Here is a 23,657-nt window from a genome sequence, read left to right as displayed (position 1 = left end):
ACGCCCCCCCATCGAGGGGGGCGGAGCCGCGGTCCGGGCGGCCTATGGTGGCAGCGTGGAAGGGTATGGCGGACTGCTGCTCCCCCTCCGCGCCAATTGCACAGGTATCTGGAGACCCCATGAACGCTCGAATCCTGGCAGCACCCCTTGCTGGCATCCCGCCTGACCTGCAGCGGCCTGCGCTGAACGTGCCGCTTGGTGAAGTAAACCCAGTGCTTCGATCATTCGCCAGGATGGCGAGATTGATGCCATTTCAGTGAACAACGCAGTACTTGAGGAGTGTGTCGTATGAGTCCGTATCGCGTAGGGCTGGACAAGCAACCGGCCAACCACATGGCGTTGAGCCCGCTGACGTTCATCGAGCGTTCGGCTTACATCTATCCGCAGCGTCCGGCGGTGATTCACGGTCGACGTCGATATACCTGGGCCGAGACCTATGCGCGCTGTCGTCGACTGGCGTCGTCGCTGGCGGACGCCGGTGTGGGGCAAGAGGACACGGTGGCCGTGATGCTGGCCAACACCCCGGAAATGTATGAGTGCCACTTCGGCGTGCCGATGTGCGGGGCTGTGCTCAACACCCTCAACACCCGCCTGGATGCCGAAGCCATCGCCTTCATGCTCGAGCATGGCGAGGCCAAGGTGTTGATCACCGACCGCGAGTTCGCCCCGATCATCCGGGCGGCATTGCCCAGGGTCAGCCATGACATCCTGGTCATCGATGTCTGCGACAGCGAATACGACGGTCCCGGCGAACCGCTCGGCAGCTACGAGTACGAGGCGTTCATCGCCAGTGGCGACCCGCAGTTCGCCTGGTCGTTGCCGGGCGATGAGTGGGACGCGATTAGCCTGAACTACACCTCGGGCACCACCGGCAATCCCAAGGGCGTGGTCTACCACCACCGCGGCGCCTACCTCAGTGCGCTGTCCAACATCGTCACCTGGGGCATGCCGCCGCATGCGACTTACCTGTGGACGGTGCCAATGTTCCACTGCAATGGCTGGTGCTTCACCTGGGCCCTGGCGGCCAATGCCGGCACCAACGTGTGCCTGCGCAAGGTCGACGCCCAACTGATCTTCCAGGCCATCCGCGAGCACCGGGTCAGCCACTATGGCGGCGCACCTATCGTGCAGTCGCTACTGATCAATGCGCCGGCTGAATGGCGCGAGGGTATCAGTCATCGGGTGTCGGCGATAACCGGAGGTTCCCCGCCGCCGATGGCGATGGTCGAGGGTATGAAGCAGTTGGGCTTCGACCTGACCCATGGCTACGGCCTCACCGAAACCTATGGTATGTCTACGGTATGTGCCAAACACCCGGAGTGGGATGCGTTGCCACTTGAGGAGCAGGCTCGTCTCGGCGCGCGTCAGGGCGTGCGCAGCATCTGCCAGGAAGGCATCAGCGTGCGCGATTCCGAGACCATGGAGGAAGTCCCCCATGACGGCGAGACCGTGGGCGAGATCATGCACCGCGGCAACCTGATAATGAAGGGCTACCTGAAAAACCCGCGCGCCACCGAGGAGTCCTTCGTTGGTGGCTGGTACCACAGCGGCGACCTGGCGGTGGTAGAGCCGGATGGTTACGTGAAGATCAAGGATCGCAGCAAGGACATCATCATCTCCGGGGGCGAGAACATCAGCTCGATCGAGGTCGAGGACGTGCTCTACCGCCACCCGTCCGTGCTGGCCGCCGCTGTGGTCGCCACTCCCGACGAGCGCTGGGGCGAGGTGCCCTGTGCCTTCCTCGAACTGCGCGATGGCCATGCGCCCAGTGCGCACGAGCTGAGCGCGTTCTGCCGCGAACGCCTGGCCCGCTTCAAGGTGCCCAAGCAGTTCGTCTTCGGCCCTTTGCCCAAGACCTCGACCGGCAAGATTCAGAAATTCGTCCTGCGCGAGCAGGCGCGTTCGGTGTTGGCCATCGACTGAGACCCGCCATGGCCTCACGCCCCACCCCAGACCATTTCTAAGAAAGAGGAATAGCCCCATGCACACAGATACAGCCTCCACCGTGGTGATCACCGGCGCCTCCTCGGGCGAGATGGCCGACAAGCGCGTGAAGTCGGGCGTGGTATCGGCCTTCCCGTGGGCGCTGGTGCGTCCCTTCCTCGGCCACCTGCCTGAGCGTCTGGCCAACGCCCCGGGAAATTGAACGAGATGGACTATCCGATGCGCAGACTGCAGATCAACGGCCTGGAAATGAACGTGCTGATTGCCGGCGAAGGTCCACCGGTGCTGCTGGTGCATGGTTTTCCCGACACCCATGCAGTCTGGCGCAAGCAGATCCCCATGCTGGTCGCGGCCGGCTACCAGGTGATCGCCCCGGATACCCGCGGCTGCGGCGAGTCGCAGATGCCGAGCCGGGTCGCCGACTACCACCGCGACCTGCTGGTGGCGGACCTCCGTGCGCTGCTCGATGCCCTCGGCATTGAGCGGGTGCGCCTGGTCGGCCACGATTGGGGTGCGATGCAGGGATGGTTTTTTACCCTGACCCATCCTGAGCGGGTGGAGCGCTACATTACCCTGTCGGTTGGCCATCCGGCGGCCTATGGCAGCGGCGGCTTGGCACAGAAACTCAAGGGCTGGTACGTGTTGATGTTCCAGCTGCGCGGCTTTCCCGAGTGGCTGCTGAAGGCCGGCTTCTGGTGGTTATTCCGCAGGGTCACCGACTTTCCCGAGGAGTTTGGCCACTGGCGGCAGGCCCTGACGCGGCCGGGGCGCCTCACGGCCGGCATCAACTATTACCGTGCCAACCCCGGCGTGATCCTGCCGCACGCCTGGCCCAAGGCTCGGGTGCCGGTGTGCGGCATCTACAGCAGCGGCGACCGCTTCCTGACCGAAGGGCAGATGCGCGACACCGCGCGCCATGTGGACGGCCCTTTTCGCTACGAGTGCATCGACGGCGCCAACCACTGGCTGCAGCTGCACGCGCCGGAAAAACTCAATCCACTGCTACTCGACTGCCTGCGTTGAGCAAGGAATTCACATGCACACCTATCGTTTCGAACTGACCCTGACGGCGCCGCTGCTCGCCTCCTCGTCTTATCCCAGTGGCACACGCCGGGCAGCAAGCTCGGCGCCGACGAGATCGACGGTTACATGAGTCGCCTAGAGCAGAACCTGCCCTGGCCAGCGCAGGAGCAGGGCAATCTGATCCCGCCCATGCTCAGTTGGGCGCTGGCCTGCTGATCCTGTTCCTGGCTGTGGCCTGGGTCCGCGCGCTGCGTCGCAGTCGCAGCTGAACCATGGCTGGCGGCGAAGCTACGCGAGAGCTGCCGGCTGTCGCGGAGCCTCCCCATATGATTCCCCCCTTATTCGGAGTTCCTCTCATGTCGATTGAACAAGTCGGGCCGGCCGTCGAGCAGATGCGCCAGGTCTTCGCCAGCCAGCGGGCCGCCTTCGCCCGCGAGCGCTATCCGTCGTACCCGGTGCGTTGGGCCAACCTGCAGGCACTCAAGGCGGTGGTGCTGGACAATGCCGATGCGATCGCCGCAGCCATCGCCGCCGACTTCGGCCACCGCTCCAGCCACGAGAGCAAGCTGCTCGACATCTTTGGCCTGGTGAGCGAAATCAACCACGCGCTCAGATGCCTAAAACAGTGGATGAAGCCGCACAAGCGCGGGGTCGGTCTGTGGTTCCAGCCTGGGCGTGCTGCTCTGCTGGCGCAGCCGCTCGGGGTGATCGGTATTGCGGCGCCTTGGAACTATCCGCTGTACCTGACCCTGGGGCCGCTGTGTGGTGCGTTGGCTGCCGGCAATCGCGCCATGATCAAGATCGCCAGCGACTCCAGCCATTACGGGGCGTTGCTCGCGCGCTTGTTGGGCGAGCGGTTCGCGGAAGATCTGGTGGCAGTGATCCAGCCGGGACCCGGGATCAACGACCAGTTCTCCCGCCTGCCGTTCGATCACCTGATCTTCACCGGCTCGCCGGGCGTCGGACGGCAGATCATGCGCAACTGCAGTGAGAACCTCACCCCCGTGACTCTGGAACTTGGCGGCAAGTCGCCTACCCTGGTGGCGCCAGGCTATTCGCTGCAGCGCGCCGCCGAGACCATCCTATGGGGCAAGTGCCTGAATTCCGGGCAAACCTGTGTCGCGCCGGATTACCTGTTCCTGCCCGAGGGTAGCGAGCAGCAGTTCATCGAGCAGGCGCGGAGCGCCGTGGCACGTTACTACCCGGGGCCGCTTGGCAGCAACCCGGATTACAGCTGCATGATCAATGCCCGGCAGCTGGCCCGAGTCGAGGCTCTGCTCGCCGATGCCCACGACAAGGGCGCGCAAGTCGTGGCGCTGGCTGATGCCGAGGAGGCGCGCCGCGCCGGTAAGCTGGCACCGCACCTGGTGCTGAATGTGCGCGACGACATGCAGATCATGCAGGAGGAAATCTTTGGCCCGCTGCTGCCGGTGCTCGCTTATCGCGAGCTGGAGCAAGCCCTGGACTACATCAATGCGCATGAGCGACCGCTGGCCCTGTACATCTTCGACGAGGACGAGGCGCGGGTTGAGCAGGTGCTGAGGAAGACTCTCTCAGGAGGCGTCTCGGTGAACACCGTGATGCTTCACGTGCTACAGGAAAACCTGCCGTTCGGCGGTGTCGGCAACTCGGGGCTGGGGCATTACCACGCGCAGGAGGGGTTCCAGACCTTCAGCAAGATGCGGCCAATCTTCTACCAGGCCCGTTTCAATGGCAGCTTCCTGCTCAAACCCCCCTATGGGCGTCTCACCGAGGGTCTGCTGCGCCTGCTGCTGCGCTGAACCGCCCGGCTCAGCGCTAGCCTGCTGTTCCTGGCCGCGGCCTGGGTCCGCGCCCTGCGCACTAACTTACATTGGCCGCTGCGGCAGCCGCTGCCCGGCCCCACCCCATCCAACATTCCGGAGGTAGCGGATGAAAGCTGTTGTTTGCCAGAACACCGAATTGCAGGTCGTCGAGCTGCCGGAGCCGGTACCCACCAAGGGTCAGGCACTGGTCAAGGTGCTGCGCTGCGGCATTTGTGGCTCGGACCTGCACATGCGCCACCACTGCGACGAGTTCAAGGCCGTGGTGGATAAGGTCGGCTTCGCCAAGGTATTGCCGTCCAGCAGCGATCCGGTGGTGTTCGGCCATGAACTATGTGCCGAGGTGCTGGAGTACGGCGCCGGGTGCAACAAGAAACTCAAGCCCGGTACCCGGGTGGTGGCCCAGCCGATCCTGCGTATCGGGGCTGCGATCCACCTGGCCGGCCTGTCGCCGCTGGCCACCGGCGGCTACGCCGAGCGCATGCTGTTGCAGGAGTCGGCGCTGGTGCCGGTGCCCAATGGCCTGTCGGCCGAGATGGCGGCCCTGACCGAGCCGATGGCGGTGGCGTGGCATGCGGTACGCCGCAGCGAAATCCAGCGCAAGGACGTGGCCATCATCATCGGTTGCGGGCCGGTGGGCCTGGCGTTGATCTGCCTGCTCAAGGCGCAGGGCGTGGCGCGCGTGGTGGCCAGCGACTTCTCCGCCGGGCGGCGTGCCCTGGCGCAGCGGTGCGGGGCCGATGTGCTGATCGATCCGCGCGAGGGCTCGCCCTACGCCGAGCGTCCCGGCGAGGAATTCATCCGCGATCTGCCCAGCTTGCTGGAACTCTCGTTGGGCACCCGCGAGAAGCTCGGCAAGCTGCCGGTGCCCTGGCACATCGCCTGGCGCCTGGCCGAGAAGCTTGGTGTCGGGGCGCCGAAGCGTCCGGTGATCTTCGAGTGCGTCGGCCTGCCCGGGCTGCTGCAGCAGATCATCGATGGCGCGCCGCTGCTGTCGCGGGTGATGGTGGTCGGTGTGTGCATGCAGGTCGACCGTTACGAGCCGGCCCTGGCGATCCACAAGGAGATCGACCTGCGCTTCGTCTTCGGCCATTCGCCGCTGGAATACCGCGACACCCTGCACATGATCGCCGAGGGCAAGGTCGACTGTGCGCCCATGATCACCGGCACCGTCGGCCTGGACGGGGTCGCCAACGCGTTCGACGCCCTCAAGGATCCGGAGCAGCACGCGAAGATCCTGATCGACCCGCAAAGCGCGGTGGCCCTGCTATGAACAGCACGACGACCTTGAACGCACGTTCGCCCTTGCCCCTGCCGTTGAACCAGATCGCCTTCAGCGTGGTCGATCTGCGCCGCACCGAAGCCTGGTGGTGCGACGGTCTGGGCTTCCTCCCGGCTGGCGGCAGCCGCCTGATGATGCGCGGCCCGCTGAGCGCCACCATTGTCGACCTGCCCGGCGCGGCGATGACCTGCTGGTGCCTGGTCGGCCGCAACGACTGGTGTCAGCTGGAACTGTTCCAATACGAGCGGCCGATGGCGCGCCTGATGCCGGCCGATCGCCAGCCCAACGACATCGGCTATAGCCGCATGGGCGTCTGGGTGGCCGATTTCGACCTGGCGCTGGCCCGTCTGGCCGAGCTCGGTACCCAGCCGTTGACGGCGCCGCTCGGTGCAGCCGGTGCGCGCCGCGTCTGCGTGCGCAATCCCGACGGGGTCTATGTCGAGTTGCTGGAGCAGGATCCACTACCCGAGGAGAACCTTCGTGGTCGCCAGGACTGCCCGGTGGCGATCCGTTACGTGAGCATGACCACCCCGGATCTGGCCGCCTCCAGCGCGTTCGTCGGCAGCGGCCTGGGCGTGCCCGAGCACGACCTGCAGCTGCACGACGACGCCCATGAAGCGCTGTGGGGACTGGCGGACGCCGGCGCTAGGCGCCGGGTATTCGGCGGGCCGACCCTGTTGCTGGAGATCGTCGAGTATGGCCGCGACCCGGGGCGGTGCCGCGAGGCGGGCTACCGGATCAACGACCAGGGCATCCTAAACATCTGTTTTGGCGATCCGCGCAACCGCCATGGCGTCAACGCCATGCACCAGCGGGCGCTGGCCGCGGGCGCCAAGGCGAACTGCCGGCCGATCCATCTGCCGCTGGCCGGTTGCGTCTACGTCAACGATCCGCTGGGGTTTTCCTACGAGTTCATGTGGGCCCGCCCGGGCAGAGGGCATCGTGACTTCGGCTTCCTGCCGCTGCCGCGCGAGCGGCGCCCGCTCGCCGACAACCAGGCCTGCGCCGCGAGCATCGAAATCGCCTCCGCGCCGGAGCGGGTCTTCGCCCTGCTCAGCGACCACCGGGCACTGGAACGCTGGGCGGGTCTGGGGCAGTGCCGCCTGGTCAAGCCGGGGGCCGGCGAGGTCAACGGCTATGGCGCCGAACGGGTGCTGGACTCGCCATTTGGCGCCATTCACGAACAGATCACCGAGTTCAGTCCGAACCGGGGCTATCGCTATCGCGTGCTTCAGGGCTCGCCGGTGTATTGCCATCAAGGCGAGGTGCGCCTGACCCCCTGCGGCGGCGGCACGCGCGTCGACTGGCAGATCCGCTTCCGTTCGCGCATCCCCGGCCTGGGCGTGCCCCTGCGTTATCTGCTCGAACACAAGCTCAATGCTGCGCTCGCAGGCCTGCGCCGCCAGCTGACGAACTGAGCATGCCCCCTGGCCACCCCATGAATCTGGAGAAAAACAGCATGCATATCCTGAAATCCATCAGCAAATACATCGTCTTGAGCATTGTCATGCCCGTGGTGATCGTCGCCGCGCTGCACTTCTACTTCTATCACTTCGGTTGAGCGAGATGCCTCCCATGAAATCAGCCTACTCCCTCGGTCTGCTCACCCTGCTATTCGGTGCCAGCGCCAGCGCCGCCACCCTCAGCGGCCACGTCATGACCGACGACGGCAAAGCGGTCGCCGGCAGCATGGTAACCGTCTGGAACGAAGCGCGTAACCGCAAGGAAACCGTCTACAGCGACGCCGACGGTCGCTACTCGCTGGAAACCGGCTTCGCCGGCAAGCTACAGGTGCGCACGCGCACCCCCTATTTCAAGGATATCGTGCAGCCGCTGGAACTGGCCGCTGCCGATCGGCAGCGCCTGGATTTTCGCGTGGCCAAGATCGCCTCGGCCGAGGAGCTGTCCAACAGCCTGACCGCCTCGGCGCATGCCGCGACCCTGCCGTTCCCGGATGCGTCGACCAAGGAAGCCTTCATTTCCCAGTGCAGCTTCTGCCACCAGCAGGGCAACGCACTCACTCGCACGCCGCGCAGCGAGGAGCAGTGGGGGGGGACAATCAGTCGCATGGAAGGTTATCTGGCGACGTTGACCTATGGCGAGAAAAAGAGCATCGCCAAGATGTTCGCCGAGGGCTACGACGGCAAGCCGATCAAGGCGATCCAGAGCCACGAATTCAGCCCCGAACTGGCCAAGGCGCGCGTCGAGGAGTGGCATGCGGCCACGCCCCTGTCCTTCCTGCACGACACCATGGTGCTGGCAGACGACAAGCTGATGGGCATCGACGAAGGCCGCGACGAGGTGTACATCCTCGATCGCCAGAGCGGGCAGATCGACACCTACCAGATGCCGGTGACCGACGAGGTCAAGGGCGGCAACTTCCGCGGCATGCAGATGCCGATCGGCATCTTCACCGGTAAGCACGGCCCGCACAGCGGCGCGCAGATCTCCGACGGGCGCATCTTCTTCACCGGCGCGCTGTCGAGCAACCTGATCATGTTCAACCCGGCGACCAAGGCCTGGAAGCTCTACCCGATCCCGCAGGGCTTCCTCTGGCGCAAGGGCCTGTATTCGCACACCATCCGCGTCGACAATGATGACAATGTCTGGTTCACCGTGCTGATCTCCAACACGGTGATGAAGTTCGACACCAAGACCGAGCAATTCACTGAAATCGAAACCCCGCACAATGGCGTGCTGCGCTGGATCACCGACACCTTCATCGGCGTCGTGCTGAAGATCTCCGCTTGGTTCCCCGAGCAGAATTTCCACCTGGCGCTGTCGCACCACAAGTGGCTCAACGGCGGCCGCAACGTGTTCAACTGGCCCTACGGCATTGATATCAATCCGCTCGATGGCGGCGTCTGGTACAGCAAGGTACTGGCCAACAAGATCGGCCACATCGACCCCGTCACCCATGAGGTCACCGAGTACGACGTGCCGCACAAGGGCCCACGCCGCCTGCGCTTCGGGCCGGATGGCAGCCTGTGGATTCCGTCTTTCGACGAGGGCTACCTGATGCGCTTCGACACCCAGAGCAAGACCTTCGAGAGCATCGCGCTGCCTCTGCTGGCGGCGAACGAGTACGAGATCCCCTATGCGCTGAACGTCGACAAGCACGGCGACGTGTGGATCGCCACCAACAATACCGATCGGGTGATGCGCTATATCCCGGCGCAGAAGAAGTTCATCGCCTACCCGATGCCCAACCGGGTGATCTGGTTCCGTGACTTCGAGTTCACCCAGGATGGCCGCGTGTGCACCTCCAACTCCAACCTGCCGGCCTATGCCCACGAGGACGGCCTGCCTGCCTTCGTCTGCATCCAGCCGGACGTCGCCGATACCGGCACCTTGCAGCCGGTGCATCAGCATGCGGCAGTGATGGCGACCAAGTAACTACGCTGTGCCGGGCGCTGCTCTGCGCCCGGCAGGCCTAAACCGGCGAAGCCAGTGCGGCGCTGAAACGACTGCCGCACAACGGTAGGGGCGATGCCCTCGCCGCTGGGGATACACCGATTGGGGAGAGAGACCATGTGAATTGCACCGCTCAACGCCGCTGGCGTTCCTTTGCTGCAGCGCGCCTTGCGCGAGCAGCTGCTGCATTTCCTGCTGCTCGGCAGGCTGCTGTTCGGCGTCTATGCGGTCCTGCCGGGCGAGCCCGGCGGCTGATCAGCAGCGAGTCGCCGCGCTGCAGGACAACTTCCTCAAGGCCTGGCGGCGAGCGCCGACGGGCGAAGAGCTGGAGGGCCTGGTGCGCGACTATGTGCTTGAGGAAATGGTGCGCGAGGCGCGGGCGCTGGACATCGATCGGGCTGACAGCGTGATCCGCCGGTCATGGCCGATGAATAGTGGCGCAAGTTGCATGAAATGATCCGCACTGGCCAGAGTGCTCAGGCCGAGATGGAACTCATCATCAGTTTCGGTAATGGCACCCTGTCCAAGCAGCTGGTGCCCGTACCCGGCTCCGAGACCTTCCGCAATGCCTGGCAGGTGTCGGTGAGTGCAGCCGAGGCCCCAACGTTCCGCCAGCCCCACCTTTGTTCTCGAAGGTGACGGCTTTGACGACTTTGGACTCTATCAAGGCTTTACCAAGAATCCGTGCGTTCTGGTCATAACCGCTACCCACTGAACCTGGGGCCATGAACTTGACAGTATCCAGCGCCAAGACAGGTGTCGTTAGCGTGAATGTGTTGGCGCTGATGCGATTTTGACCCAATCCGCCGGAATCATTAACCCATACGAATACTCAGCAATCGATGGCACTGCGTGGGATTTAAGAGGCTGCACATGGGGCAGCTAGAATCAGTAACCTGGGTCAAAATCGCATCAGCGCCAACACCCGCTGCTACGGGTCAGCGCTGCCGCTGGGGATAAGCCAAAAGCAGGCACGGCTGCCCATCAAAGATGGCAATACGCCACCTCGGCGCGATTAGGCAGTGATAATGAAATACAAGTGCTGGGAATTGATTTGTCCGCAGCGGGTTGCGGCAACTCAATGTTTCTTTTTTACCTCCCGTTTCAACAATCGCACACTCATATTTCCGAAGGTTGTGTCGCAGGCCCTGTTACTCAGGACGCCGTGCGGCTTCGACATTGCGTCGATTGAAGGTGCCGATCATAGGTGTACCGTGAGCACGCATGATCGGCTCGATACGACGATGCAATGCATGGTAGTGATAGAACGGCACCCGCGGGAACAGATGGTGCACGGAGTGCAGGTTCTGGCCGAGCCAGAACCACTCCAACGGTTTCATCCATCCGGGCATGATCAGGCTGTTGGTGTTCCGGTAACGAGTGGATTCCTTGTACGGCACGTGAGGGCGATATGCGAACCAGTACGCGACGAAGTATCCACCGGCCAAGTAGCCGAACACCAGCAGCACCCAGGCATGTTCTCGCTCAATCAGAGTAATAAACGCGACCCGCCAGCCGATCGCGAACAACACTTCAGCAATGTAGGCTGCCTTTACCTTCCGCGGAGCGGTCGGCCAATAGTCGCGGAACAAGAAGGTGTTCTGGACCCACAGAAAACGAAATCCGCAAACCAGGAAGGCGAGAAATCCACCGCTCATGCCGTTAACGACGTAGTCCGGATCCTTTCCCGGCTGGTTGGTGTAGCGATGATGCGTGAAATGCTCGACCTTGTGAGTAGAGAACGGCACCATCATCAAAGGCGATACAAGGTACCCACAAAGATCATTGAGCCATTGCAGTCGATTATGATCACCATGAATGTTTCCATGCACGGCCTCATGCAGAGGTGTATAGGACATGTATGTGACGACGGCGTAGATCAGTGTTGCAGTTGTCAGCGACAACTGGCCTGTCGCGAACAGGTAAAAGTCCCCAATAAGCGATGTCCACACCAGTAACACCAGTGCCATCGTCGGCCAGGCGAGTTCAGTGGTGTATTCGCGCGCCGTGGCGACGGCCTGTTTATTTAGCGCGTTGAGATCCGGATCCATGGTCGTCCTCCCGGGACGTTCTTATTGTTTGTTGGTTGCGCAACCTTAGCGGGTAGTCGTGTACCCTTAGTAGGATATGGGGGGCCATTTGCCATACATTTCTGGCCAGGTCGTATCACACCGTTGTTTAGAAGATTCCGGCATGGGCATACCAACGCACGCGAGCTTTAAGCACCCCGTCGCCATCAGTCAGGTGATGGTGAACTTCGCTTCGCGCTACGGCGTCGATGCACAGACCTGCCTGCTAGGTACCGGCATCATCGAAGCGCAACTGCGGGACGCGGACGCCCTGATCGCACGCGAGCAGGAGATGCGCCTGATTGAAAACCTGATGCTCGCTTTGCCGGACGTTCCTGCACTTGGCTTCGAGCTTGGCCTGCGGTACAACGTTGCGACTTTCGGCCTCTGGGGATTTGCGCTGCGAACCAGTCGCAACGTGCGCGAGGCTATTCAGTGCGCGCTGCGCTATCTGCCGCTTAGCACGGCGTACTGCCGATTGGAGGTATTCTGCGATCAGCACGAATACGGTACTAGCGTCGACGCCTCAGCGATCCCTCACCACCTGCGGCAGTTCCTACTGGAGCGAGATATGGCGACAGGCATTCGTCTGTTCGACGAGCTCGCGTTATCGGGATTGCACGTGCTGAGGCTCGAATTCCAGGGCAGACCGCCGGCGCACGCGGACAGGATCGAAGCACTCAGCGGCATCGCGCCAAACTACGGATGTTCGCGCAATGCCATCGTGCTGCGTCGGCAGGATGCGGAGGTGCCTCTGCCGATGTACGACGTACATCTGGTCCGGCTATTGGAAGAGCAGTGCCGCGCACAACTGGAGAGACGGCAAGTCGGCGGCATCACCGGCCAGGTCCGAAAACTTCTCTTGGGGGCAACGGGGCTGGCAGCCTCCCTCGAAGATGTTGCGAATCAGCTGGCTATGGCTCCGCGCAGCCTGCATCGCAGGCTGACAGAGGAAGGCACTACTTTCCGCAAACTCGTCGAGGCGGAGCGTAAACAACTCGCTGGGCAACTGTTGGGAAATACTGAGATGAAGCAGGAAGATGTAGCGTTTCAGCTTGGCTACGGTGATTCTACAGCCTTCGCGCGTGCGTTCCGGCGCTGGTTTGGACAGTCACCGAACGAGTATCGGAAAGTCTCAAAGCGATGAGCGCAAATCGTACCACCGACTATCGAACTTGCGACGAAGCTCTGCCCGATCAATGAAAGCTGTCATGGCGGGGGCGGATTCCGTAAGGGGGTATACCACTCGCGGGAGGCGTTCAACGCGCACCTCCCTGAACTCTTTGCCCGCAACCTTAGTCATGGCGCCGTGATTGCATTCAACCGGGACTTCACAAAGCCAACTAGCTTTCGCGCCATCCGTGTATGCCCGCATGTCTCTATCAAGGCGTGCGGCGGCCTGGGATAAAACGCAGAGAACGACCTCCCAGCGGTCAGCGGCAATCCAGTTGGGAACCCGCGTCTCACGCATAGGCTTGGACGAATAGCTCCACGGCGGTGCTGACAGAACAGATTCACGCCGATGGTAAGAGTGCCGATGGCCAGCGCCGGAATCACGATGGCTGGCGCGCCCTGATTGAGACTGCCGATGTTTTCCCGTACCAGCGAACCAAGGTCTGCATCCGGTGGTTGTACGCCGAGGCCGAGGGAGCTCATGCCACTGAGCAGCAGCACGATGAAACCGAAGCGCAGCCCCAGATCCGTCATACTGCCTTTATAGCTACTCATCTGTTGCCTCCCGGCCCTATCAGGTTCGATTGATGTAGTTCTACTCGAAATGCTTCCGCCGACGCTTCACTGCGATGCATTGCCCTCCCCTTCGCGTCCGCCTATCGAGTCAATGTGCTCTTTCCAGATACGTAACTCCCGCCATCGACTTTGCATGACAGCCTGTCGTGCGAGAGTCGCCGACAGCCCGCCATAAGCATTTGGCGCCACACTCAAGATTCAGTCCCAGCGGCGGAACAGGACGCTGGCGTTAACCCCGCCGAACCCGAAACCACTTGAGAGGGCGTGGGTTATCAGCATCTTCCGGGACTTCAGGCTGACCAGATCGAGCCCGTCGGCCGCCTCATCGGGATGAACCAGGTTCAGCGTGGGGGGCACGACCTGGTCTCGAAGCGCCAGTACGGTGAAGATGGCTTCAATGCCTCCGGCCGCTCCAAGAAGATGCCCTGTGGCGGACTTGGTCGAGCTGATAGCCACGCCAGAGTCACTCCCGAACACCGAACGAATTGCCGCCAGCTCCCCTTTGTCGCCAACCGGAGTGGAGGTCGCGTGCGCATTAATGTGTTGCACGTCCGCAGGACTGACAGCGGCCTGCCGCAGTGCTTGCTCCATGGCGCGCCGTGCGCCGCTGCCATCTTCCGGACCTGCCGTCAGGTGATAGGCATCGGCGCTGGTGCCATAGCCGACCAGTTCCGCCAAGGGTTTGGCTCCACGTGAGAGGGCATGCTCCAGCGACTCGATTACAAGCAACCCGGCCCCCTCAGACATAACGAAGCCGTCACGATCGCGATCAAAGGGACGTGATGCCTCCTGCGGACGCTGGGCAAAACCAGTGGATAGCGCGCGGGCCGCAGCAAAACAACCCAGGGTCACACGGTCTATCGCTGCTTCGGTACCGCCGCATATGGCGATATCCGCCTCACCACTTCTGATGAGTCTGGCCGCATCGCCGATGGCCTGTACCCCTGCAGCACAGGCCGTTACGGGCGCGCCGAGAGGTCCTTTGAAACCGTGCCGGATGGAAACGTGTCCGGCCGCCATGTTGGCGAGGAAAGACGGCGCAGTGAACGGTGATAATCGGCGCGGACCACGCGAGTCGGTGATACGCACAGCTTCGGCAATCGCGCCAAACCCACCCACGCCCGATGAAATTATTGTGGCAGTGCGCTCCTGATCTGTGGCCTCAGTCGGTTGCCAACCTGCCTGCTCCAGCGCTTCGTCGGCAGCCACCAGTGCAAACTCGATGAAACGATCCATCTTCTTGCGATCCTTGGCTGAGATGACGCGCTCCGGGTTATAACCCGCAACGGCATCCTCTTCCAGAGACGGCACCTGGCCGCCCACGGCGACACCCGTTCCCTCAGTGATATCGCCGGGCAGGTTACGAATGCCAGAGCGTCCAGCCAACAACCTCTGCCAGACTTCTTCTACGCCGCAGCCCAGGGGGCCGACGATGCCGACACCCGTGACTACGATTCGCTTTTGACCTTCGGAAGTAATCATAAGAACCTCTTCATTTCTCAGTCGACGCCCGCTGGAAGCAACAAGCGCTCGCTTGCTTATGCCAGCCTCACTGTCTCAGTTTGAGCTGTATGGTCACTACGGATCTTGAACCAGATGGAATACATCGCCGGCAGGAACACCAGCGTCATGATGGTGCCGACGAAAGTGCCTCCGATCAGTGTGTAGGCCAGCGTTCCCCAGAAGACAGAGTGTGTCAGGGGGATGAACGCCAGGATGGCCGCCAGCGCCGTCAGCAGCACCGGACGGGCACGTTGTACTGTGGCTTCGATTACCGCGTGGAACGGATCCAGCCCTTCTTGCGTGTTGTGATGGATCTGCCCGATCAGAATCAGCGTATTGCGCATCAGGATGCCCGACAGCGCGATCAGCCCGACCAGGGCGTTGATACCAAACGGCTGCTGGAAGATCAGCAGTGTCGGCACCACGCCAATCAATCCCAGCGGCGCGGTAAAGAACACCATGATCATCGCCGAGATCGAACGTACCTGCAGAATAATGATCAGCAGCGTCAAGGCAACCATGATCGGGAGCAGCGGCACTATCGCCTTACCGGCCTTGCCCGACTCTTCGATTGCACCGGATTGCTCGATCCGATACCCGTCAGGCAACTTGTCGACTACCGGCCGCAGCTCCTTCATGATCACGCTCGAGACGTCCGGTGGCTGCAAGCCTTCGGCAATGTCGCCGCGCACGGTGATGGTCGGCGTGCGATCGCGACGTCGAAGGATTGGATCCTCCATACGCACATCAACCTCCCCTACCTGGGACAGCGGAATCCGCTGACCCGCCGCGCCCACCAACGTAAAGCCTTCTATCTTGGCGGGATCAAGGCGGATATCACCGGCAGCACGACCGATCACCTGCACCGAACGAATATCCTCACGAACCGCCGTGATCGGTACCCCCGCGAGCAGGAACTGCAGTTGCTGCGCGACTGCATTTGACGTCAGCCCTACCGCCTGCAAGCGGTCCTGATCCAGGGTGAAATGCAGCGTCGGCGTTAGCGGGCCCCAGTCAGTGTTGACGGTTCTCATCATCGGGCTCGCCTGCAACACGTCCTGTACCTGGCCCGCGATCTCTCGCAATTTTGTCGGATCGGGTCCCATCACCCGGTAGGCAACAGGGAATGGCGAATACGGACCAAACACCAGCTGAGTCACCCTGACCCGCGCTTCTGGGGCAAGCCCCTCGGCAGCCGCCTCGCGTATACGGAACTTGAGGGTCTCACGCGCCTCCTGACTGTCCGTCAGCACCACAATCTTGGCGAACGATGGATCAGGGAGTTCCGGCGCCATCGCCAGGTAGAAGCGCGGCGCGCCTTGCCCGATATAGGCGGTGACGATTTTTGCCTCATCCTGCTTTTGCAGCCAAGCCTCAATCTTCGCGGTGGTGGCGCTGGTCTGCTCGATGGAGGTTCCATAGGGCATTTGCACTTCGATCAACACCTCAGGACGGTCTGAGGTCGGGAAGAACTGCTTCTTGACCAGGCTCATGCCGAGAATCGCCACCACAAACGTCGCGATCACAGTACCGACCACCCACCATTTGCGGGCGATGACCCGTGTCAAAACCTGGCGGAAGCGGTTGTAATGGCGGGTGTTGTAGATGGCTGCGTGACCACCCTCGACCTTCTTGATGTTGGGCAACATCTTCACCCCCAGGTACGGGGTAAAAGCGACCGCAACCACCCAGGAGGCAATAAGGGCTATGCCCACGATCCAGAACATGTTGCTGGTGTACTCGCCGGCTGTCGACTGCGCGAAGCCGTTGGGCATAAAGCCGATAGCGGTCACCAGCGTACCGGAAAGCATCGGCGCGGCCGTATGACTCCAGGCATACGCGGACGCTTTGATGCGGTCGTAACCCTCTTCCATTTTCACCACCATCATTTCGATAGCAATGATGGCGTCGTCTACCAACAGTCCGAGCGCCAGAATCAACGAGCCGAGGGTAATACGGTCAAAGTTCTTTCCCGTGGCCGCCATCACCACAAACACCACGGCCAACGTCAACGGCACAGCTGCAGCAACCACAACGCCTACCCGCCAGCCCATGCTGAGAAAGCAGACAAGCATCACCACAAGCAGCGCGACGAAGAATTTGACCATGAACTCGCCGACGGCCGAATCGATATTCACCGATTGATCGGTGACCTTGGTGAGCGTCATGCCCAACGGCATGCCTTCATTTATCTTGACCGTTTCCGCGTCCAGCGCCTTGCCCAGGTCTAGACCGTTCCAACCCTCACGCATCACGACCCCCAGTAACAGGGCCTCTTCACCGTTATTGCGCACGAGAAAGGTCGCCGGATCTTCATAACCACGTTCGACAGTCGCCACGTCCGAGAGCTTCAACGTGCGCCCCTGAATCGCAAGGGGCGTATCACGAATTTTCTCCAACTTATCGAAGGCGCCGTCTACCCGGAGGAAGACCTGCGGCCCGTCGGTTTCGATCGAACCGGCGGGCGTGAGCACGTTCTGGCTGTTCAGCGAGGCGAAGATATCCTGGGGGGATACGCCCAAGGTGGCCAGCCGATCATGGGAAAAGGAAACAAAGATACGTTCGGGCTGCTCCCCAATGATGTTGACCTTCTTCACGCCCGGCACGTGCAACAGGCGCTGGCGCAACGACTCCGCATCCCGCACCAACAGTCGCTGCGGCTCGCCTTTGGCTTTCAGGGCGAACAGTGCAAATGTCACGTCCGAAAACTCGTCGTTGACCATTGGCCCGATGACACCCGCCGGCAGCTTCCTGGCCTCGTCGTCGAGCTTTTTACGCGCCTGATAGAACTCCTCCTGCACTTGCGAGGGCGGCGTGCTATCGAGCAGTGACACCATCGTGAAGGCGAGGCCAGGACGGGTGTAGGTTTCCGTGCGGTCGTACCACTTCAGTTCTTGCAGGCGTTTTTCAAGCGGCTCAGCGACCTGGTCCTGCATCTCCTGGGCCGTAGCGCCCGGCCATGCGGTGATGACCGTCAGTTGCTTGACCGTAAACGGAGGATCCTCGGCGCGCCCCAGCTGGAAGAACGCCAGAATGCCCGCGACGGCGATCAGGAAGATCAGAAACACGGTGATAGAGCGCTCGCGAACAGCGATCGCCGAAAGATTGAGGCTCATGGACGACTCCCGGCAACCTTCACATCGCCCTGTTGAGTCAGCCGTACCTCCTCCCCGTCGCGCAACAGATGTGCGCCTAGCGCTACTATCTGCTCGCCAACTTTGAGATCACCTGCGACTCGCGCTGAGTCGTCACTCAAGCCCAGGACCAGAACAGGTCGCCAGGTCACTTTCGCGGGTTCGCCGGCGATGACCCACACACCAGTGCCTTTGCCCGGGTCATAAACTGCAGCGATCGGCACTTGCAGAACCTGCCCTTGCGCGGCGCCTTCGGCGAGGCGAAGCGTGACGGTCGAGCCCAGCGGTGCATTAGCCAACGCGCCCTCAAGCACATACCTCGCCTCAAAGGTGCGCGTCACACGGTCGGCCGAATCCGAAAGAAGTCTCAGCTTCGCTGTGACAGCACCCGTGGTGTTGCCATAAAGCGTCGCCTGTGCGGTGGACCCTGCGGCAGGCCGTAGTGTCTCGGGCAGTTGCACGACAGCTTCGCGCTGCCCGGCCCTCGCCAGTCGAACCACGGATTGCCCAAGGCTGACGACTTGCCCGGGCTCGGCAAGCGTCTCCATCACCACGCCATCGGCGTCTGAGAGCAGCACGGCATAACCAGACGCATTACGGGCCACATCAGCCTGTGCTTGCGCGGCGCTGAGTTGCGCTTTTGCGGTATCGGCCGCTGCTTTGATCTGGTCGTAGGCCGATGCAGAAATAGCACCTGCGGCGACCAGTTCGCGATATCGAGCCTCGTCATCGGCTGTCTGCTTGGCTCGGGCCCGAGCGGCTGTGACCGACTCTTGCTGAGCGCGCGCCTGCAACCCCAAATCGATTGGGTCGAGACGCATCAGCGGCTGACCACGTTTAACGGTCTGGCCGGTATCCACCAGACGCTCAAGCACCTTGCCTGACACCCGAAAACCCAGGTCGCTCTGGACGCGGGCAGCCACGACGCCAGTGAAAGAACGTGAGACGTCGGACGAACCTTGAACCGCAGAGACCCTCACCAGCGGGGCAAGCGTACGCGGATCCTCAACGGTGGATGAGTCGCCACACGCCGTCAGGACGAGAGGCAGCAAACAAGCAGCGATGGTGACGGGTCGAAGCCGGCGCATAGGTTCCCTTTTTTTAAATAAATAGAACAGGAATCATATTCTCAGGCAGGTGACCATTTCTGTCAACAGTCACCATCCTCATGGCGACAGGCTACGCAATATCAGCGCACATAGATGCATCGATGCCTCCCCCGCCATCTTCAGGTTGTATTGCATCTGCACTGGATTGATGGAGGACCGCATAACCAGATAGATGGTGTGGACCACCTCATCCAGCGGCGTTTTGCGCTCGAATTCTCCAGCCTCCCGCCCCACCAGGATGATTTGCGTGACGACCTCCCGTAAACGCTCCTCATATCTCTTCACCGGGGGCCACTGACCGCGCGCGGCCACGGCGGCAATGTCGTAGAGCTTGCGATCATGAAAGAACAGATCGCTACTGGCGCCCGCCAGCCCTCGAAATAAGGCCCTTAGCTTCTCGGAAGCCGTCAGTGCGTCTGAAACCATGGCGTCGATAGTCTCCATAACAGTGGCGAGCCGATTCGCGCAAATCACCTCGCCGATTGCCTGCTTGGAGTCGAAGAACTTGTAGATATAGGCCTTCGAGAAGCCTATGGATTTGGCGAGATTGGACACCGTGGTTTTTTCATAACCGTAGCGCCCGAAGTGTGCGGTTGCCGCCTCGACGATTTGATTGCGGACGCTGTGCTCCGAAGGCCCGCGCAGGTGGGATGCGTGTGTGCTTTCAATCATTTTTAAAATTTTGCTCAGAAGCGTCAATTGACAACGAGTGACCGCAATATAATATAGTCACACATTACATTTGACTCAAGGAATCTCAATGTTCTCCCTCCGCCCCCTTGCTCTTTTGGTGAGCGCCAGCTTGATGGCAGGTTGCGCGGTCGGTCCGGACTATCATCGTCCGGACGCTCCGCTTTCGGATCGTTTCTTGGGTCAGTCTGCTGTCGAACAAAGGTCTGCGGCGACGCCGGCCAATCTTGTAGCCTGGTGGGAAGGCTTTGGTGATCCAGTGCTGACCGATTTCGTCTCCAAGGCACTTGAGCAAAACCTGGACCTGGCGCAGGCGTCGGCGCGAGTCACACAGGCGCGGGCCGGGCTGGGTGCGGCAAATGCCGCTTTACTGCCCTCAGGGAACATCAGCGGCGAGGCCGCGCGTTCCTACCAGTCAATCGAGACCCCACTCGGCCAGGTGCTGAACTCAACCCCCGGCTATGATCGGTACGGAAGTTCCTATGAAGTCAACCTCGGTGCGGGTTGGGAGGTGGATGTCTTTGGCGGCCTGCGACGCGGACGCGAGGCTGCACTGGCCGAGTACCAGGTTTCCGAGGCGGGCGTCGCTGCCACACGACTGGCCGTCGCCGCGCAGACCGCCGATATCTACATCGCTGTCCGCGGATTGCAGACCCGGTTGGACATTGCGAACCGACAAGTCAAAACGCAGCAGGCGTTGTTAGAGAAAGTCCAATTGCTCTACAGCAAGGGGCTCGCCGCCGACTATCAGGTTCGCCAGACCGAGGGGGCACTATCGCAGGTCCAAGCAACAGTGCCGGTCCTGCAAACCGGCCTTGATGCTGTCATGAATGCGCTGGATGTCATGCTCGGCACGCCGCCAGGCACTCACCGCACGCAACTGGCAAGTGCGGGGAGCATTCCTGTAGCACCGCAGTTAAAGGCGATGGGAACGCCGGCCGATTTACTGCGCCGCAGGCCGGACCTCATCGTGGCTGAGCGCCGCCTTGCGGCCTCCAATGCACGCATCGGGGAGGCAATCGCCGAGTACTACCCGAAATTCTCCCTCAGCGCATTGCTGGGCAGCGCCACAGCCGTGTCCGGCGGCAACCTTTTCACCGGTGGCGCCAACCAGTCGACGGGCGTACTGGGTCTGCGCTGGAGACTTTTCGACTTTGGTCGCATCAACGCGCAAATCGATCAAGCCAAAGGACAGGACGCCGAAGCCTTGGCCGCTTACCGCCAGTCCGTACTGCGCGCCACCGAGGATGTCGAGAACGCTTTCTCGGCGCTGGTGAATCGGGAAGTCCAGGCAACCACTCTTACCGGGGGTGAGGCATCTCTGACACAGGCTCGCCAATCGTCGTTCATTGCCTATCAGAAAGGCACGGCCAGCCTGATCGATGTCCTGCACGCCGACGAGACGATGCTGCAAGCTTCCGATGCCCGGGCGCAAGCGCGAACGGAATCGGCACGGGCGGCGGTCGCGGCATTCAAGGCTCTCGGTGGCGGCTGGCAACCTCCTGAAGCCCTACCTGTTGCGACGCGATGAAGCTTGCCAAGTTTCCACCATCCAAGCTTCAGCCATCACCGTCTTGGCGATCGCGCAGCCTGTAGGCAATTAACAAATTACCTACAGGTGGACTGACAAAGACCAATGGTCATACCCACTTTTTGTTCTGCAGCAAGGCCAGACAGTTTTTTTCAAAATTCAAGCAGGGGTTAACAAAATGACAGCGAGAGAAAATTCCTGGGTGCTCATCACTGGCGCTTCCAGCGGATTCGGCAAAGAGTTTGCTCGACAGTACGCAGCAAAAGGAAGATCGCTGATTCTGGTGGCGCGCAGACTGAACGAACTTGAAGCGCTCGCGGATGGATTGCGCAGCCGTTTCGCCGTTGATGTAATCGTAAAACAGGCAGATCTTTCATCCATCAATGTGATTATTGATCTGCATCGGTATCTGCATGATCGCAATATTGTCGTCGACATACTGATAAACAACGCGGGTTACGGCTTACAGGGGGCGTTCCTGGACGAACCACTGGAAAGTTCTCTGGCCATGATCGATCTGGATGTTGCCAGCCTGACCGCCATGACTCGGCTCTTTGCAGAAGATATGCGAGCCAGGCGGAAAGGCCATATTTTGATGGTTGCCAGCCTGCTGTCCTACCAAGGCGTTAAAAATTTTGCCGTTTACTCTGCCGCGAAAGCCTATGTTCTTCGCTTCTCTGATGCGCTTCATCGCGAACTGAAAAATAACGGTGTCGTTGTTACCGCACTTTGCCCCGGGATGTCGGATACCGGATTTGCAGAAAGCGCTAAGCAACGGATCACGCCAACCTTAAAAAGGGTGATGATGCAGCCTCAACCCGTCGTGCGTGCAGGAATCCGTGCGCTGCAAGCAGGACGTATGAGTGTGGTGCCGGGTTTTGGCAACAAGGCTATCACTGTCTTGACGTGGGCCACGCCACGTCGGTTTCATCAGAGCCTGATGGCGCAGGTAATGGGAGTCTGACGGGGCGACAAAGAGGCCTTTTCCCTGAGGGAAAAGGCCCGAAATGTGTTCTAAAAGGCCGGGAGGTAACGCGTGCTCCCGACCGAACATCTATCGTGTAACAGCACTCAACTAGAAACGGTAACTTACAGAAGTACCGAGCCCGCTCGCACTGTTCTTATACTTGGAACTGTATGCACCTCTGGTCGCCGAGGTGTCGTTGACCTGCACACTCTCTTCCCACAGATAGGAATAAGCGACATCGATCGTGACATCGTCCACCGGTGTCCAGCCAGCACCGAAGCTGATAACCGTCCGGTCGCCCGTAGGAATACGTGGTCCACGGTTGGTGTTGTTGGCGGGAGACTGATCAACCGACAAACCTGCGCGAAGTACCCATTGGTTGTTCAGTTGATACGCCGTACCAATAGCGTGAGCCCATGTATCGTGCCAATTCTGTTCTTCGGTAATGGTGCCCAGCGCGCCGCTTAACGCAGGGGGTAGACCCGTGTTCTCGATGGTTAACTCTTTGAAGCGGCTCCATCGAGTCCAGGTACTCCCCACGTAGACGGTCCAGTCATTATTAAGCTGATGAGTCACCGAGAAATCCACTGACTCTGGGGTATCCACATCCAGCGAAGCGTCATAACTCCGGCCGCTGACCCCCAACACGCTAAAGATGCCGTCAGTGACCTTGGTCTTGGCATCCAATTGATAACTGACCTTGGAATGGTAGGTCATGCCCAAACGGGTTCGATCTGTAGCCTGCACCAGGATACCGGCGTTGAAACCAAGGGCAGTGTCGTCACCCGCGCTTTTGAGTTTTCCGTCATTGCGACCAGGGCTAAGTGGATTGGGCACCATCCCGGATATCTCACCGCTGATACGGTTGATGGTGGGACCGAACCCGATCGAAACTTTGTCGTTGAAGGCATAGCTGATGGTGGGCTGGAACGTAAGGGTCGTGACCTCACTTTTGTTGGCGTAGTAACGACCAGCGAAACCGCTGCCATAATCGGTCATCAGACCGAACGGTACATAAAAACCAACACCGAACGCCCAATGCTCATCGATGGGTTTGACGTAGTAACCCATAGGCACCGTGGTCGTGGGCACCATGTCACCATCTTCCTGGCCGCCGAATGTACTGCGGGTGTGGCTTATGTCTGACTTGGCGAAAAGCGTCGCCGCCCCCACGCTGACCTGCTCTCTTTTCAATCGAGACATGCCCGCCGGATTACCGAAGACTGTGCTCGCATCTTCAGCGGCGGATGAGCGACCAGCAAATCCAGAGCCCATCCCACTGATGCTTTGTTCATTAAGAGCAAAACCGCTCGCAAACACATTAGAAGATGCGAGCACAACCGCGAGACCAAGAGGGGTCTTGAGCAATATTTTTTTCATTATTAGAACTCTATGGTTATCACTGAGAGGAAGTAGTCGAAGTAGTCGAAGTAGCTGTGG

17 protein-coding genes and 2 pseudogenes are annotated in these 23,657 nt (G+C 60.9%); 11 read left to right on the top strand and 8 right to left on the bottom strand.

What is annotated here, in order from left to right; genetic code table 11:
* The first annotated feature begins 288 nt into the window (after positions 1-288).
* The 8 genes from KGA85_RS06530 (at position 289) to KGA85_RS06495 (ending at position 9,922) form a co-directional block, all read left to right on the top strand.
* Positions 289-1,923 (top strand): acyl-CoA synthetase, encoded by a 1,635-nt coding sequence (locus KGA85_RS06530; RefSeq protein WP_223510778.1) that lies wholly within the window; start codon positions 289-291, stop codon positions 1,921-1,923.
* Positions 1,924-1,981: 58 nt separating this feature from the next.
* A complete protein-coding gene (locus KGA85_RS06525; RefSeq protein WP_223510777.1) occupies positions 1,982-2,146 on the top strand; it encodes a hypothetical protein in 165 nt (54 codons plus the stop codon).
* A 17-nt stretch (positions 2,147-2,163) separates the two neighbouring features.
* Positions 2,164-2,967, top strand: a complete 804-nt coding sequence (locus KGA85_RS06520) for an alpha/beta fold hydrolase (protein ID WP_223510776.1) — start codon at positions 2,164-2,166, stop codon at positions 2,965-2,967.
* 356 nt (positions 2,968-3,323) lie between these two features.
* Positions 3,324-4,748 (top strand): coniferyl aldehyde dehydrogenase, encoded by a 1,425-nt coding sequence (locus KGA85_RS06515; protein WP_223510775.1) that lies wholly within the window; start codon positions 3,324-3,326, stop codon positions 4,746-4,748.
* Between the two features lie 130 nt (positions 4,749-4,878).
* Positions 4,879-6,042: a zinc-binding dehydrogenase gene (locus KGA85_RS06510; protein WP_223543000.1), complete on the top strand. Its 1,164-nt coding sequence runs from the start codon at positions 4,879-4,881 to the stop codon at positions 6,040-6,042.
* On the top strand, positions 6,039-7,469 hold the full coding sequence (locus KGA85_RS06505) for an SRPBCC family protein (protein ID WP_223510773.1): 1,431 nt from the start codon (positions 6,039-6,041) through the stop codon (positions 7,467-7,469). The genes KGA85_RS06510 and KGA85_RS06505 overlap by 4 nt, the downstream gene beginning before the upstream one ends.
* A 157-nt stretch (positions 7,470-7,626) precedes the next feature.
* Positions 7,627-9,447 carry a carboxypeptidase regulatory-like domain-containing protein gene (locus KGA85_RS06500; RefSeq protein WP_223510772.1) on the top strand — a complete coding sequence of 607 codons (1,821 nt, stop codon included), beginning with the start codon at positions 7,627-7,629 and terminating at the stop codon, positions 9,445-9,447.
* Positions 9,448-9,688: 241 nt separating this feature from the next.
* A complete protein-coding gene (locus KGA85_RS06495) occupies positions 9,689-9,922 on the top strand; it encodes a hypothetical protein (RefSeq protein WP_223534575.1) in 234 nt (77 codons plus the stop codon).
* Between the two features lie 141 nt (positions 9,923-10,063).
* On the opposite strand, the pseudogene KGA85_RS06490 reads toward KGA85_RS06495, so the two are convergent.
* Positions 10,064-10,267: pseudogene (locus tag KGA85_RS06490) on the bottom strand (tripartite tricarboxylate transporter substrate binding protein); the annotation flags it as partial.
* Positions 10,268-10,616: 349 nt separating this feature from the next.
* A complete protein-coding gene (locus KGA85_RS06485) occupies positions 10,617-11,516 on the bottom strand; it encodes a fatty acid desaturase family protein (protein ID WP_223510770.1) in 900 nt (299 codons plus the stop codon).
* 142 nt (positions 11,517-11,658) lie between these two features.
* Between KGA85_RS06485 and KGA85_RS06480 the strand changes: the two genes are divergently transcribed.
* Complete coding sequence (locus KGA85_RS06480) at positions 11,659-12,681, top strand: AraC family transcriptional regulator (RefSeq protein ID WP_223510769.1); 1,023 nt, start codon at positions 11,659-11,661, stop codon at positions 12,679-12,681.
* 341 nt (positions 12,682-13,022) lie between these two features.
* Here KGA85_RS06480 and KGA85_RS06475 read toward each other — a convergent pair.
* The 5 genes and pseudogenes from KGA85_RS06475 to KGA85_RS06455 all read right to left on the bottom strand — a co-directional run.
* A pseudogene (locus tag KGA85_RS06475) lies at positions 13,023-13,241 on the bottom strand (ABC transporter permease); the annotation flags it as partial.
* Positions 13,242-13,481: 240 nt separating this feature from the next.
* Positions 13,482-14,765, bottom strand: coding sequence for a beta-ketoacyl-ACP synthase II (gene fabF / locus KGA85_RS06470; RefSeq protein ID WP_223542999.1), 1,284 nt, complete (start codon positions 14,763-14,765; stop codon positions 13,482-13,484).
* A gap of 56 nt (positions 14,766-14,821) precedes the next feature.
* Entirely contained in the window at positions 14,822-17,902 is a 3,081-nt protein-coding gene (locus tag KGA85_RS06465) for an efflux RND transporter permease subunit (protein WP_223510767.1), read from the bottom strand.
* Positions 17,899-19,008 carry an efflux RND transporter periplasmic adaptor subunit gene (locus KGA85_RS06460; RefSeq protein ID WP_223510766.1) on the bottom strand — a complete coding sequence of 370 codons (1,110 nt, stop codon included), beginning with the start codon at positions 19,006-19,008 and terminating at the stop codon, positions 17,899-17,901. The genes KGA85_RS06465 and KGA85_RS06460 overlap by 4 nt, the downstream gene beginning before the upstream one ends.
* 78 nt (positions 19,009-19,086) lie before the next feature.
* Entirely contained in the window at positions 19,087-19,701 is a 615-nt protein-coding gene (locus tag KGA85_RS06455) for a TetR/AcrR family transcriptional regulator (RefSeq protein ID WP_223510765.1), read from the bottom strand.
* A gap of 88 nt (positions 19,702-19,789) precedes the next feature.
* Between KGA85_RS06455 and KGA85_RS06450 the strand changes: the two genes are divergently transcribed.
* Together KGA85_RS06450 and KGA85_RS06445 are read left to right on the top strand one after the other, a co-directional pair.
* Complete coding sequence (locus KGA85_RS06450; protein WP_223510764.1) at positions 19,790-21,250, top strand: efflux transporter outer membrane subunit; 1,461 nt, start codon at positions 19,790-19,792, stop codon at positions 21,248-21,250.
* Positions 21,251-21,428: 178 nt separating this feature from the next.
* Entirely contained in the window at positions 21,429-22,214 is a 786-nt protein-coding gene (locus KGA85_RS06445) for an SDR family NAD(P)-dependent oxidoreductase (protein WP_223510763.1), read from the top strand.
* A 111-nt stretch (positions 22,215-22,325) separates the two neighbouring features.
* On the opposite strand, the gene KGA85_RS06440 is transcribed toward KGA85_RS06445, so the two are convergent.
* On the bottom strand, positions 22,326-23,597 hold the full coding sequence (locus tag KGA85_RS06440; protein WP_223510762.1) for an OmpP1/FadL family transporter: 1,272 nt from the start codon (positions 23,595-23,597) through the stop codon (positions 22,326-22,328).
* Between the last annotated feature and the right edge of the window lie 60 nt (positions 23,598-23,657).

The sequence above is a fragment of the Pseudomonas sp. GL-B-12 genome, from assembly GCF_019955895.1.
GTDB lineage: Bacteria > Pseudomonadota > Gammaproteobacteria > Pseudomonadales > Pseudomonadaceae > Aquipseudomonas.
The sequence above is the reverse complement of the archived record's forward strand: the minus strand, read 5'-3'. Positions and strand labels throughout refer to the sequence as shown.

What these genes read in the sequence shown, in the direction of transcription:
- KGA85_RS06530 (WP_223510778.1), top strand. Translation starts at nt 289, where the DNA reads ATGAGTCCGTATCGCGTAGGGCTGGACAAGCAACCGGCCAACCACATG.
- KGA85_RS06525 (WP_223510777.1), top strand. Translation starts at nt 1,982, where the DNA reads ATGCACACAGATACAGCCTCCACCGTGGTGATCACCGGCGCCTCCTCG.
- KGA85_RS06520 (WP_223510776.1), top strand. Translation starts at nt 2,164, where the DNA reads ATGCGCAGACTGCAGATCAACGGCCTGGAAATGAACGTGCTGATTGCC.
- KGA85_RS06515 (WP_223510775.1), top strand. Translation starts at nt 3,324, where the DNA reads ATGTCGATTGAACAAGTCGGGCCGGCCGTCGAGCAGATGCGCCAGGTC.
- KGA85_RS06510 (WP_223543000.1), top strand. Translation starts at nt 4,879, where the DNA reads ATGAAAGCTGTTGTTTGCCAGAACACCGAATTGCAGGTCGTCGAGCTG.
- KGA85_RS06505 (WP_223510773.1), top strand. Translation starts at nt 6,039, where the DNA reads ATGAACAGCACGACGACCTTGAACGCACGTTCGCCCTTGCCCCTGCCG.
- KGA85_RS06500 (WP_223510772.1), top strand. Translation starts at nt 7,627, where the DNA reads ATGAAATCAGCCTACTCCCTCGGTCTGCTCACCCTGCTATTCGGTGCC.
- KGA85_RS06495 (WP_223534575.1), top strand. Translation starts at nt 9,689, where the DNA reads ATGCGGTCCTGCCGGGCGAGCCCGGCGGCTGATCAGCAGCGAGTCGCC.
- KGA85_RS06485 (WP_223510770.1), bottom strand. Translation starts at nt 11,516, where the DNA reads ATGGATCCGGATCTCAACGCGCTAAATAAACAGGCCGTCGCCACGGCG.
- KGA85_RS06480 (WP_223510769.1), top strand. Translation starts at nt 11,659, where the DNA reads ATGGGCATACCAACGCACGCGAGCTTTAAGCACCCCGTCGCCATCAGT.
- fabF (WP_223542999.1), bottom strand. Translation starts at nt 14,765, where the DNA reads ATGATTACTTCCGAAGGTCAAAAGCGAATCGTAGTCACGGGTGTCGGC.
- KGA85_RS06465 (WP_223510767.1), bottom strand. Translation starts at nt 17,902, where the DNA reads ATGAGCCTCAATCTTTCGGCGATCGCTGTTCGCGAGCGCTCTATCACC.
- KGA85_RS06460 (WP_223510766.1), bottom strand. Translation starts at nt 19,008, where the DNA reads ATGCGCCGGCTTCGACCCGTCACCATCGCTGCTTGTTTGCTGCCTCTC.
- KGA85_RS06455 (WP_223510765.1), bottom strand. Translation starts at nt 19,701, where the DNA reads ATGATTGAAAGCACACACGCATCCCACCTGCGCGGGCCTTCGGAGCAC.
- KGA85_RS06450 (WP_223510764.1), top strand. Translation starts at nt 19,790, where the DNA reads ATGTTCTCCCTCCGCCCCCTTGCTCTTTTGGTGAGCGCCAGCTTGATG.
- KGA85_RS06445 (WP_223510763.1), top strand. Translation starts at nt 21,429, where the DNA reads ATGACAGCGAGAGAAAATTCCTGGGTGCTCATCACTGGCGCTTCCAGC.
- KGA85_RS06440 (WP_223510762.1), bottom strand. Translation starts at nt 23,597, where the DNA reads ATGAAAAAAATATTGCTCAAGACCCCTCTTGGTCTCGCGGTTGTGCTC.